The sequence below is a fragment of the Pantoea sp. Aalb genome (assembly GCF_009829985.1).
Lineage (GTDB): Bacteria > Pseudomonadota > Gammaproteobacteria > Enterobacterales > Enterobacteriaceae > SZZU01.
This window is the reverse complement of sequence record NZ_SZZU01000001.1, coordinates 196,052-209,343: the sequence shown is the minus strand read 5'-3', so window position 1 is coordinate 209,343 and position 13,292 is coordinate 196,052. Positions and strand designations below refer to the sequence as shown.

Annotated in this window: 8 protein-coding genes and 4 tRNA genes; 4 read left to right on the top strand and 8 right to left on the bottom strand. The window is 27.2% G+C overall.

Features of this window, described 5'->3' with window-relative positions:
• Nucleotides 1-175: 175 nt before the first annotated feature.
• The 3 genes from aroC to FD728_RS00800 form a co-directional block, all read right to left on the bottom strand.
• Nucleotides 176-1,258: a chorismate synthase gene (gene aroC, locus FD728_RS00810; protein WP_159933849.1), complete on the bottom strand. Its 1,083-nt coding sequence runs from the start codon at nt 1,256-1,258 to the stop codon at nt 176-178.
• Nucleotides 1,259-1,325: 67 nt separating this feature from the next.
• Nucleotides 1,326-2,252 (bottom strand): 50S ribosomal protein L3 N(5)-glutamine methyltransferase, encoded by a 927-nt coding sequence (gene prmB / locus FD728_RS00805; protein WP_159933847.1) that lies wholly within the window; start codon nt 2,250-2,252, stop codon nt 1,326-1,328.
• Between the two features lie 394 nt (nt 2,253-2,646).
• The gene (locus tag FD728_RS00800) at nt 2,647-3,417 is read right to left on the bottom strand and encodes an MlaA family lipoprotein (RefSeq protein ID WP_159933845.1); all 771 of its coding nucleotides are present in this window, start codon (nt 3,415-3,417) and stop codon (nt 2,647-2,649) included.
• Between the two features lie 434 nt (nt 3,418-3,851).
• Here FD728_RS00800 and FD728_RS00795 point away from each other — a divergent pair.
• Nucleotides 3,852-3,923: transfer RNA gene (locus tag FD728_RS00795), tRNA-Arg, on the top strand.
• Nucleotides 3,924-4,218: 295 nt separating this feature from the next.
• On the opposite strand, the gene glk is transcribed toward FD728_RS00795, so the two are convergent.
• The 4 genes from glk to gltX form a co-directional block, all read right to left on the bottom strand.
• A complete protein-coding gene (gene glk, locus FD728_RS00790) occupies nt 4,219-5,184 on the bottom strand; it encodes a glucokinase (RefSeq protein ID WP_159933843.1) in 966 nt (321 codons plus the stop codon).
• Nucleotides 5,185-5,784: 600 nt separating this feature from the next.
• Entirely contained in the window at nt 5,785-7,029 is a 1,245-nt protein-coding gene (locus FD728_RS00785; protein WP_159933841.1) for an Nramp family divalent metal transporter, read from the bottom strand.
• Nucleotides 7,030-7,603: 574 nt separating this feature from the next.
• Nucleotides 7,604-7,676 (bottom strand) — tRNA-Ala (locus FD728_RS00780).
• A 380-nt stretch (nt 7,677-8,056) separates the two neighbouring features.
• Nucleotides 8,057-9,472, bottom strand: coding sequence for a glutamate--tRNA ligase (gene gltX / locus FD728_RS00775; RefSeq protein WP_159933839.1), 1,416 nt, complete (start codon nt 9,470-9,472; stop codon nt 8,057-8,059).
• A 177-nt stretch (nt 9,473-9,649) separates the two neighbouring features.
• Between gltX and FD728_RS00770 the strand changes: the two genes are divergently transcribed.
• The 3 genes from FD728_RS00770 to FD728_RS00760 all read left to right on the top strand — a co-directional run bounded on the left by FD728_RS00770 (nt 9,650) and on the right by FD728_RS00760 (nt 11,284).
• A tRNA-Val gene (locus FD728_RS00770) sits at nt 9,650-9,722 on the top strand.
• 139 nt (nt 9,723-9,861) lie between these two features.
• Nucleotides 9,862-9,934 (top strand) — tRNA-Lys (locus tag FD728_RS00765).
• 381 nt (nt 9,935-10,315) lie between these two features.
• Complete coding sequence (locus FD728_RS00760; RefSeq protein ID WP_159933837.1) at nt 10,316-11,284, top strand: bile acid:sodium symporter family protein; 969 nt, start codon at nt 10,316-10,318, stop codon at nt 11,282-11,284.
• A 213-nt stretch (nt 11,285-11,497) separates the two neighbouring features.
• Here the strand turns inward: FD728_RS00760 and ligA are convergent, their stop codons facing one another.
• A complete protein-coding gene (gene ligA / locus FD728_RS00755) occupies nt 11,498-13,261 on the bottom strand; it encodes an NAD-dependent DNA ligase LigA (RefSeq protein WP_159933835.1) in 1,764 nt (587 codons plus the stop codon).
• Nucleotides 13,262-13,292 lie beyond the last annotated feature (31 nt).

Here is a 13,292-nt window from a genome sequence, read left to right as displayed (position 1 = left end):
TAATATATGTAATATATGTGTATAATTAAGCTAACTTCATTATTACATATCTTAAGTAGGTTAATTAATTAAAATTACTTAATTAAATTAATCGTACATCAATTATTTTATACTACAATTTTTAGTTTTATTAATTTTTTTTTATTAATGGTAAATAGTAAATTAATAAATATTACTATTTTAGCCTAGAAATGCTAAAATATTCACATTGTGCACGATGACGTAATAGGTGATCCATAATAATAATAGCTATCATTGCTTCAGCAATAGGGACTGCACGAATACCTACGCATGGATCATGACGACCTTTTGTGATTATTTCTGTTTCTTTGAAATCATATGTAACGGTTTTTCCTGGTACTCTAATACTAGATGTTGGCTTCATTGCTAAATTAATATTAATAGTTTGACCACTACTAATACCACCTAAAATACCACCTGCATGATTACTTTGAAAGCCGTTCATATTAATTTCATCACGATGTTGACTTCCACGTTGTTTAATAACTTCAAATCCATCACCAATTTCTATGCCTTTCACTGCATTAATACTCATTAAAGCATGGGCTAAATCAGCATCTAAACGGTCAAATACTGGCTCTCCTAATCCTGGTGGTAAGTTTTCTACTATGATAGTAATTTTAGCTCCAATAGAGTCACCATCTTTTTTTAATTGACGTAATAGTTTATCTAATGCTTTTAATTGAGATGAATCAGGACAAAAAAAATGATTTTCTTCTACAATATCCCAATTTTCTAGTTTACACACTATATCCCCTACTTGTGCTACATAACCATGTACTTTAATATGATGCTTTATTTGTAAATATTTTTTGGCAATTGCTCCTGCTGCTACACGCATTGCAGTTTCACGTGCAGAAGATCTCCCACCGCCTCGATAGTCACGTATGCCATACTTATGTAAGTAAGTATAATCTGCATGACCTGGACGAAATATATTTTTATTATGATTATAATCTTGAGAACGTTGATCTATATTATTAATTAATAAACCAATAGGAGTACCGGTAGTTAAACCTTCAAAAACACCAGATAAAATTTGTATTTGATCCAATTCTTGTCGCTGAGTAGTATAACATGAAGTACCAGGGCGACGACGATTAAGATCGTGTTGAATATCATCTTCAGTAAGAGGAATATTAGGAGGCATACCATCAATTATACATCCAATCGCAATACCATGTGACTCACCAAATGTAGTTACGCGAAAAAGTTGCCCTATGCTATTTCCAGCCATTCTTATTTCTCCTCATTATATATTTAAATAATGTACAATTTATCTATTTTTATTAATTTCTCATATTTTAATAAAAAGAAAAATGATGTTGGGAAGCAACAATTTGTTCCCGTGTTAACATAAATACTCCATCTCCACCATTGTTAAATTTTAACCAAATAAAAGGAATATCCGGGTATTGTTCTATGATATGAATCATGCTATTTCCGACTTCACAAATTAGTATACCTTGTGTAGTAAGATAATCTGGAGCATAAGCTAAAATTCGGCGAATTAATTTTAATGGATCTTTACCTACTGTTAGACTTAATTCTGGTTCATAATGATATTCTTTTGGTAAATCTTTCATATCTTTTATATTTATATATGGAGGATTTGTAACAATTAGATCATATTTTATTTGTGGCAAACCACAGAAAAGATCTGCACGAATCAGTGTGATATAATTATGCATGTTATGTCGTTCAATATTTTTTTCTGCAACTGCTAATGCATCCAGAGATATATCTACACCTTTAACTTCAACACCAGGAAAAGCATAAGCACAGGCAATAGCAATACAACCACTTCCAGTACACATATCTAAAATATGATGTGGATGTTCGCTAATAAGCCCAATAAAACGTTTTTCAATTAGTTCAGCAATTGGTGAACGAGGTATAAGCACGCGTTGATCAATGTAGAATTCATAACCACAAAACCAGGCCTTATTGGTTAGATAAGATACTGGCACACGTTCATTAACACGACGAATAATTAGTTCTACTATACGATTTCTTTCGCTAAGAGTTAGACGTGTATTTAACATATCATCTGGAATATCAAGTGGTAACCAAAGAGTAGGTAATACTAATTTTAAAGCTTCATCCCACGGATTATCAGTACCATGACCATAACAAAGATTTGCTGCAGAAAATCTACTAAAGGACCATCGTAGCATATCTTTGATAGTATGTAACTCATTTACTGCTTCATCGACAAAAATTTTGTCCACATAACCTCCTATAAGTTAAAAAAATGTTTTAGCTTAAATATTAAACTTAAAGATTTAATTTTCTATCTTGGAATCATTTCCTAATAGAAATAGAAATAGAAATAGAAATAGAAATAGAAATAGAAATAGAGTGATATCATATTAACTGGAGTTAGATATAATATCTTCTCTTATTATATTAATAAATACAATTATATTAATTCTAACTTTTAATTTATAGTTAAGAATAATATGTACAATAATATATAGATTATAAAAAACTCGAATTTTTATAGATATTTATCTAAAAAATAAAATATTTATGAATTATTTATTATTATTTATTAATTATCAGAGTAATCAAAAGACATATTATTCCACCTATATTTTTTTTATTTCTATTGTATTTCTATGATTACTTATCAATATCTTTTAAGTCATTTTGTATAGCAATAGTATTTGGATTATTATCCAACGATAACTTTCCTCCATTAGAGATAAAATTATGGCGTTGGAAATAAGAATTACGAATAAAGATATAAGGATCTTGCTGTTGAAATAAAATAGTATTAAAATCTAATAACTTTGCTCTTGTTTCTATATTTTTCAATATCCATTTTCCAATTGACATAGGTAAAGTAAGGAAATTTAACGTTGGATAAAGCATATCAATAAGAGCTCCACCATCCTCACGAATAGTAAAACTAGAATAAATAGGTAATTCAATATAAGGACCATATCCGATACCATAATATCCTAATGTATCACCAAAACGATATGAATCTTGGGAGATTAATTTAGTATTAGTTTTTTCTGCAATATCAATAATGCCTGCTAAACCAAACGTAGAATTTAGAAAAAATCTTGTAAAATGAATCATTGCTGTACGTGGTTCTCCAATTAAGAAAGCATTAACCATACTTGCTGGCTCATCTAAATTGCTAAGAAAATTATTAAGTCCAATACGAGCTGGTATGGGAATGTATTCACGCCAAGCTAAAGATATAGGTTGAAAAACATAAACATCCAATATTTTATAGTTAAATTTAAATATGATACGGTTGAAACTTTCTAAAGGGTCTTGACGAAATATGGTTTCTAAGTTATTAGTTGATTTTAAATTAGCACATCCTATTAAAAAGATACTACTAGTTAATGCCAAATATACCGTCAGGCGGTTACTCATTTTCTTTTCTCTATATATTTATTTATTTATTTATTTGATGAATATATATCGTTTTAAAAATTATTTATTCAAGTAAGTATTTTTTAATAATAAATTATTCATTGTTTTAACTAATTATTTTAATACTTATTAAGTAATAATATTAAATATATTGTATATATATTGATATTTTAAATTACAATTAATTAATATATATCATGATAATAATAACGTAATATTTGAAAACCAATATGATGCTTTTCAAAGAAAATATACAGCAAATAAAATATTAATACTGAAAAATAAGAGTATAACCAATAAATTAATGTTTCATTTATTTATAAAATATTTAGAGAAATAAAATCTAATGGATTAAAACATATAGTTATATTAGTATTGAATTACTAAACATTTATATAAAAATATAATTTAAAGAGTTTTATTTAATTTTAAATGTCCCCTTAGTTAAATGGATATAACGGGCCACTCCTAAGGGCTCATTGCAGGTTCAATTCCTGCAGGGGATTTACTTAATCTATGATTTTAAATTCGTGTTTAATCGTACTTAATGAATATGCAGTATATACATCTTTGATATTTTGATTCTAATTTTTATTCAATTTAAAATGATAAACTTAAGAAACAATAGAACAATAATAGATTTCTTTTCTTAATAATCATAAATTTATTAAAATATTAAAATAATGAAATATATCCATGATTTTAATAAAAAATCTATTAAGATAATCTTAAAACAATTTAAATGTTTGTTTATTAATTAAACATCTACTATTTATTTTTTAAAATAACTATATGTATATATTACAAGATACATCCAAGTGACTGACGTAAATAAGCACCAGCTCCTAAAAGGCCTGGTTGATCGTGAGTAATCATGTAAACAGGAATATCTACTAAATAGTTACGAAAACGACCTTTATCTTCAAATGCAGAACGAAATCCAGATGCTTTAAAAAAATCAAGAAAACGTGGAACTATACCTCCAGCAATATACACACCACCAAAAGTTCCTAAATTTAATGCTAGATTACCTCCGAAACGCCCCATAATAATACAAAAAAGCGTTAAAGCACGACGGCAATCAATACAGATTCCATGTAAGGCTCTTTCAGTCACATCTTGTGGTTTAAGTAATTTAGCTTCTCGTCCATCGGCTTTTACAATAGCGCTGTATAAATTAACCAATCCAGAACCAGAAAGAATACGTTCAGCAGAAACATGTCCTAAATCTTTACGTAGAACAGCAAGTATATCTACTTCTTCTTCACTATTAGGAGCGAAATCTACGTGTCCTCCTTCACCAGGTAAACTAATCCATTGTTTACCAACATGAACTAAATAGCTTACTCCTAAGCCAGTCCCCGCACCATAAATTGCAATAGGCTTATCTTTAATCGGCTTTTTACCACCAAATTGAATTACATCTATTGCAGATAGCATTGGAATAGACATCGAAACTGCTGTAAAGTCATTAATTATTTCGAGATGTGCAAATCCTATTTTTTCTCTCATCTTATTTTTAGAAAAAAACCAATCATGATTAGTCATTTCTACATAATCATTAGTAATCGGACATGCAATAGCAATACATCCATCAATAATATTTTTCTGTTGCTCATCCATATAACGTTTAATTACTAATTCTAAATTATTATATTCTGATGTTGAAAATGTTTTGATATGAGATATTGTTCCTGTCTCCATCTTACATAAAGCGAGACGTGCATTAGTACCACCTACATCGCCAACCAAGGCGTATTTGGCCATTATTTTGCTGCTCCGCTGACTTCATAAATAATTATAAGACCTATAAAAGTCTAATAAAACAACAATGGTAATTAATAATGACATATATGGATATTCAATTAGGACAAATAAGAAATTACCTATTAATTATTATCATTGCAAATAAATAATGATCTGAAATTTAATTATAGTTTTATTCATATAATGCATAGGCCATTGAATTAATTTATTGAGGGATTTTAAATTCTTAATACAAAATCTTTCATTATTTTAAATAATAAAAATTAAATAAATCAATAATTGGTGAATTGTATTTAGTATGTTATAGATATATTATAAATATATTGAATTTAATAAAAATAATTTATAATATAAATATAATAATTAATATAAATAATATAGTGATTTTACTTTTAGCTGTAATTTTTTAGATAAAAAAATAATATTTAAGTTTTAAAGAGTGTTTTATTACACAGATTAATTTTATTATTTATATTTTAAGTTTATTAAAAAATAATATCAATTGTTTTTTTATTCAAGAATAAATATAAATTTATATTTATTAAACAAATAAAGAAAAAATATAGTTTTATTTTAATAAATACATTAATAATTTTATAATTATGACCAACCTAATACTTCTCCTATTAATAAATAAAAATTTAGTGAAATAATTAATATTACAATAAAACGTCCTATATTTTGCGTTAAAGGTGAATTTACTAATTCATCCCCCATAACTTCTCTATTGCCTGTAAAAGATAGCAGGGGAATTAGTGCCAAAGCAATTCCAAAACTAAGTAACACTTGACTCATAACTAAAATTTTAGTTGGAGTGCAACCAAGCCATATAATCAGAAAAGAGGGTAGCATAGTAATAGTTCGTCGAATTAATAAAGGAATATGAAAACGAATAAAACCTTGTATTACTACTTGCCCAGCTAATGTACCTACAATAGTAGATGATAATCCTGCTGCTATTAAACTTAAACTAAATACAGTAGCAGCCGCATGATTAAACAGAGGTTGTAATGTTATATACGCTTGTTCTAAATCCACGATCTCAGGATGATCATGAAAATGAAAAGCAGCTGCAGCCATTGCCATCATAGCTAGATTTACAAAACCTGCAGTAGTCATAGCTATTGCGATGTCTAGTTTAGTAGAAGAATATCGTTGCTCTTTATTCCTATTGTAGTTGTTTTGTGTTAATGCTGAATGTAAATAAATTACATGCGGCATAATAGTTGATCCTATTACGCCAGCTGCAAGAAAAACAGCATTAGAATTTGGTAAAGAAGGTAATATTGTACCAACTAATAGTTCACTCATTTTAGGTTGAGAAAAAAACAGTTCAACAATATAGGATATAGCAACGAATAATAATAAACTACCAACTATTAATTCTAATTTTTTTTCACCACGTTTTTGTAGAGTTAAAATAAAAAAAGTAGCTATCCCAGTAAGCATTGCTCCCTGTAGTAGAGAAACACCAATTAATAATTTAAAACCAAGAGCTGCTCCAATAAATTCTGCAAGATCAGTAGCAATAGCAATAATTTCTGCTTGTATCCAATAGAACCATACTGCAGGACGTGGAAATCGATCTCGGATGTGTTCTGCAAGATTTTTATTAGTAGCAATACCTAATTTAGCGGATATTAATTGAATTAACATGGCCATAATATTAGCCCATCCAACTACCCAAAGTAACTTATAACCATATATTGCACCAGTTTGGATATTAGTAGCAAAGTTACCTGGATCAATATATCCGATAGCTGCAACAAAAGCAGGTCCCAGCAAAGCAAGCTTAATCTTTTGAGTTCCACGAACGATACGTTGGTTAATACGACTTTCTGACATAATTTCAACCTCGTCTTAACGTTCGTTAACCTTTGCAATTTATAGGGTATTCAGAACAAGTTAATATTATGAAAATAGATATTGCTATTAAGCATAGCAATTGCTATTTATTAGATTGAAAATAAAACTTCAAAGAAATGAAGTCTTTTTGCTATTTACTTTAGTTACTTTTTTTAAAAAATCTTTTCTAAAAAATATTCAAAAAAAATATATAACATTAAATTTAAACTTAATTTAAAATTATTGAAATGTCCTAATTTGATATTATATATCAATTGTTTATTGATATATATCTTAATCATTAATAATGTAAATATTTAAATAATTAATGGTTGTTTTTTATAAAATTTTCATATTATCAATGTATATATAATTTATTTATCAATGTATATATAATTTATTTATCAATCTTATTATATTCAATTCTATACTGTTTACTATTTATTTTATGAATATATCAAAAATTTTTAAATCAATGATGATCGAAATCATATAGTAATATATACCATGCAGTATTAAGAATGAAAATATATATTGAATATATTTCATTAATTAAATAATTTAAAAATAATAATGGAGCTAAGCGGATTTGAACCGCTGACCACTTACATGCCATGCAAGTACTCTACCAGCTGAGCTATAGCCCCTTTTATAATTAAAAAATTATTTTTAATATATATCAATTTCAAATATAAATCATATTTAATAGAATATTCTATGTCAAGATTAAATTTTCATAAAATTAATTATTATAAATTAAAAAGAACAATAATGATTATTTATGAAATATTATTGAATTTTATTAAAAAAATCTTTAATTTTATTATTAAATTCAATCGTAATCATATTTGTAATATTAATTACATTATAACTAAACTATCTATAGTAGAATATTTTAGTTGCTTGCATAAGTAATTAACTTACTTATTTACATTAGCCGATAAAATTTATTTTTATATGCTTTACATAAGAATTTACATAGGAAAATGAAGATCAAAAGAATCATCTAAATATCTAGTAAAATAATTTATTTTACTTCTTTAGTGATAAAATCTATTGCTTTATTAATACGATCTATACTACGATTACGTCCTATAGCTTTTATTGTATAAGCTAATGTAGGAGATTGACTAGTACCTGTTACAGCAACACGTAATGGCATACCTACTTTACTAATTTCAATTGACAATTCATTACAAGTATCTTGAATAGCATAATTTATATGTTCTACATCCCATTTTTCATCACTAATAATAGCTAATTTATTACGTACTATATGTAATGGTCGACATGCTGTTAAGTTAAGATATTTTTTTGCTGCTTTAATATCAAATTCATGAAATTCTTCATAAAAATACCGACTAGAAGAAGCAATATCTACTAAAGTTTTACAGCGATTACCTAATAATGTTACTAGTTCTACTAAATTTGGACCTATCCGGGTATCGATGTTATTCTGTGCGATATGCCATTGTAGTTGTAGTACTACATATTCAATTGGTAACGCATTAATGTAATGTTGATTTAACCATTGTAATTTTTTAATGTTAAAAACACTAGAAGATTTACTGATAGCGTCAAGAGAAAATAAATTAATCATTTCTGAAACACTAAAAATTTCCTGATTACCATGTGACCAACCTAAACGTACTAAATAATTTAATAGTGTTTCAGGTAAATATCCCTCTTTCCGATATTGCATTACGTTCATCGCACCATGACGTTTAGAGAGTTTCACACCGTTATGCCCAAGAATCATAGATACATGGGCATAAGTAGGAACATTAGCACCAAGAGCTTTTAAAATATTGATCTGACGTGGTGTATTATTAATATGGTCTTCTCCACGAATAACATGAGTTATATTCATATCCCAATCATCTACTACTACACAAAAATTATAAGTTGGAGAACCGTCAGTACGACTAATAATTAAATCGTCTAATTCCTCATTACTAAATATAATTCTACCTCGAATTTGATCATTAAAAACTACTAAACCTTTTTTTGGATTACGAAAACGTACTACATACGGTTCATCCATGGAATGTTTTTTATGATTATCTCGACAATAACCATCATAACGTGGTTTTTTATGTTGTTCTATCTGTTTTTTACGCATAACGTCTAAGCGATTCTTTGAACAATAGCATTTATATGCAGTACCTGATTTTAACATATTATTAATAACAGAATTATACCGATCCATACGTTTTGTCTGATAATATGGTCCTTCATCCCAGTCTATCCCAAGCCAGCTCATGCCATTAATAATAGATGTTATGGCTTCTGGAGTTGCACGTTTTAAGTCAGTATCTTCTATACGTAAAATAAATTTACCTTTATTATGACGAGCATAAAGCCAAGAATAAAGAGCAGTACGAGCTCCACCAACATGTAAATAGCCGGTAGGACTAGGAGCAAACCGAGTTCTGATATTCATAATTATCTTAAATAAGCAAGTTTTATGTCATTTATAATGAGATATATCATAACAGATAAATGAAAATGTTAATTCATTGAATGTTTTTTGTTAATGATTCAATTTAAATCTAATACATATTTTATATATAATAAAAATATTGACTCTTTTTTAAAGACCTTTATAATACAGTTTGCAGGGTGATTAGCTCAGTTGGTAGAGCATCTCCCTTACAAGGAGGGGGTCGGCGGTTCAAATCCGTCATCACCCAATGTTTATTAATTATAAATTTAACCTGCTATAACAATAAAAATAGTAATATACTATATTAAAATTTACTATATTATATAGTATATTACTTATTTTATCTATTTAGTTTTTCATATTAATTTAGGTATAACATTATATTAGGGTCGTTAGCTCAGTTGGTAGAGCAGTTGACTTTTAATCAATTGGTCGCAGGTTCGAAACCTGCACGACCCATTAAAATTTATATTATGATTAAACATTACTTTAATTTTTTATGATAAAATCAAAATACTTATTCCCTAAAATATTTAATTTATAAAATCTAGAAATTAATTAAATCATATAATATCCTTTAAAATCTAATATATAGATAATATTTATATTTTTCCTCGTACTTACTACTTAATAATTACTATTAAATAATCTTTATATATATAAATCTATAAACATAAATATAAATATAGATATAAATATATAAACATACAATATGAACAATATAAATATTATATGAAGGATTTTATCGTTAAGATGATAGAATCGATTAATAATATTTAACAGTTTAAATAAATATAGTAATAGAGTTAATAACTTTTTTAAAAATAACTGGATTATAATATGTTCTTTTTAAGATTTGATTCAATTATAATCAAACTTATTATCACAGTAGTGTTTGCTAATTTTTTTCCTATACAAGGTAAATATCTTAATCTATTTAAGTGGTTTACTACTTTAGCAATTGCTTTTTTATTTTTTATGCATGGAGCGAAGCTTTCACATCAAAAAATTATTGCAGGTAGCAGTCATTGGCGTTTACACTTATGGATTATATGTAGTACTTTTATTATTTTCCCTTTAATTGGTATTTTAATTATATGGTGGCATCCACTAAACTTAAATAATGAAATTTATACGGGATTTATTTATCTATGTATTTTACCAGCTACTGTACAGTCATCTATTGCTTTAACATCAATAGCTGGTGGAAATGTGGCAGCTGCTGTTTGCAGTGCTTCTACTTCCAGTTTTATAGGAGTATTTATTTCACCATTATTACTAAATATAATAATGAATATACATAAAGATCTAACAAATAATACTTTAGAACAAATAACAAAAATTATAATGCAATTATTACTTCCATTTGTATTAGGTCATTTTTCACGTCGTTGGATTAGTTATTGGATTGAAAGAAAAGATAATTTAATTAATAAAACTGATCAAATATCTATTCTACTCATTGTATATTTAGCTTTTAGCGAAGCTGTAATAAATAGAATTTGGCAACATGTAGATATTAGAACATTCCTATGTATTTTAATAGGAAGTATACTAATACTTTGTACTGTTTTATCTATAAATTTTATAGTTTCAAGATTATTTAGATTTAATCGCGCTGAAGAAATTGTAGTATTATTTTGTGGTTCAAAAAAAAGTTTAGCAAATGGTATACCTATGGCAAATATTTTATTTCCTATTAGTTCAGTAGGAATGATTGTTTTACCATTAATGATTTTTCATCAGGTACAACTACTAGTTTGTTCTTTCCTTGCTAGAAAATATAGAATCCATAAAAAAAGTCAATAATATAAAATATGAATATATTATTTATATTTAAATAAGTACTTTATTATCATCATTTAATTTATTTTTATATATTTTTACATTCATTAAACCATTTTTTTTATTATATTTATTACTTATTTTTTTATTATATTTATTACTTAATATTGTACTTAATAATATTGTATTCTATTAACTTAAAATATTAAATTTAATCAATTTAATTATTAGAGATATCTAATAATGTGATAAATATAATCCAATATTTATCAATTCATAGATGATTCTAAGGTTATTCTCCTCATCCATAAAATGACGAATATGCATTGCTACTATCTTACCAACATCTGGAACCATGATTAATTCATCAATTTTTGCATCTATTATTTTTTCTAATTTGCTAAAGTAATTAGCCAGATTAATAGCAGTTGTTTCTCCTACTTCTCTTATACCTAATGCATACAAAAACCGTGCTAAAGTAGTATTTTTAGCCTGATCTAATGAGTATATTAACTTTTTTGCTAATTTATAATTTACACGATCTAATTTAATTAATTGATTAACAGTTAAATGAAATAAGTCAACAGGTGTCTTAACATATTGTTTATCTACTAATTGTTCAATGATCTTCTCACCAATACCATCTATGTTCATAGCACGACGCGACACAAAATGCTTAAGTGATTTTTTGAGTTGAGCACTACAAATAAAACCACCCATACATCTCATTATAGCTTCGTCTTTTGCACGTTTAACATCTGATCCACAGATAGGACAATGAAGAGGAAAAATAACTTCACTTGTACTTTTAAGATTAGTCGATTTCACTACACTAACTATTTTAGGAATAACATCACCAGCACGATGAATTACTACCATATCACCAATACGTATACCTAAACGTACAATTTCATTAATATTGTATAACGTTGCATGACTTATAATAACACCAGCAATTGGCACTGGATCTAAATGTGCAACAGGAGTTATAGTACCTGTACGACTAACTTGAAATTTAATATCTCTTATACATGTAATAACCTCTTCTTTAGCAGGAAACTTAAAAGCTATTGCCCAACGCGGTGCATGAGTCACAAAACCGAGTTTACGTTGTAAATTATGAGAATTAATTTTTATTACTACACCATCAATATCGAATCCGAGCATTGAACGTTTATTATGAATCTGATTATAAAATGCACATACTTCATCAATATTATATGCTATACATATATGATCACTTACTGGTAATCCCCATAATTGAAATTGTTGTAAACAATGCCAGTGACTAACAGGTAATTTACCCCCTTCTATAACTCCAACACCATAACATAAGAAAGTAAGAGGACGTTGTGCTGTAATACGTGGATTAATTTGGCGTACTGATCCAGCTGCTGCATTACGTGGATTAGCAAACAATTTATCTCCATTGTAATAGGCTTCTTTATTTAGTTTTTTAAAACCATTTTGTGTCATAAATATTTCACCACGTACTTCAAGAAGATTTGGAATATTTTTACCTTGTAAACGTAATGGAATATCCTTAATCATACGAACATTAGCCGTAATATTTTCTCCTATAATACCGTCTCCACGTGTTGCAGCACTAATTAATAAACCATTTTTATATAGTAAACTAACAGCAATTCCATCTAATTTTAGTTCGCAGCAGTAACTTATATTATCAGTTATTTTTAACCGGTTCTGTACTCGTTTATTAAAAGATATGAAACCATCTTTATTAAAAACATTATCTAAAGATAACATAGGAATTTTATGACGTACTTGTTTGAAAATTTTGAGAGGTGCAGCTCCTACTGTTTGTGTAGGGGAATCAGACGTAATTAAGTTTGGATATAATCTTTCTAACTCGCATAGCTGAAACATTAATTCATCATATTTTTTATCTGAAATTATAGGTGCATCCAGTGTGTGATAAAGATGTTCATGATGACGTAATATAGTACGCAAATAATTGATGCGTTTATGAATTGATTTCATAAATTCTCTATTAAATACAAAATCTGAAAAT

What these genes read in the sequence shown, in the direction of transcription:
- aroC (WP_159933849.1), bottom strand. Translation starts at nt 1,258, where the DNA reads ATGGCTGGAAATAGCATAGGGCAACTTTTTCGCGTAACTACATTTGGT.
- FD728_RS00800 (WP_159933845.1), bottom strand. Translation starts at nt 3,417, where the DNA reads ATGAGTAACCGCCTGACGGTATATTTGGCATTAACTAGTAGTATCTTT.
- glk (WP_159933843.1), bottom strand. Translation starts at nt 5,184, where the DNA reads ATGGCCAAATACGCCTTGGTTGGCGATGTAGGTGGTACTAATGCACGT.
- FD728_RS00785 (WP_159933841.1), bottom strand. Translation starts at nt 7,029, where the DNA reads ATGTCAGAAAGTCGTATTAACCAACGTATCGTTCGTGGAACTCAAAAG.
- gltX (WP_159933839.1), bottom strand. Translation starts at nt 9,472, where the DNA reads ATGAATATCAGAACTCGGTTTGCTCCTAGTCCTACCGGCTATTTACAT.
- FD728_RS00760 (WP_159933837.1), top strand. Translation starts at nt 10,316, where the DNA reads ATGTTCTTTTTAAGATTTGATTCAATTATAATCAAACTTATTATCACA.
- ligA (WP_159933835.1), bottom strand. Translation starts at nt 13,261, where the DNA reads ATGAAATCAATTCATAAACGCATCAATTATTTGCGTACTATATTACGT.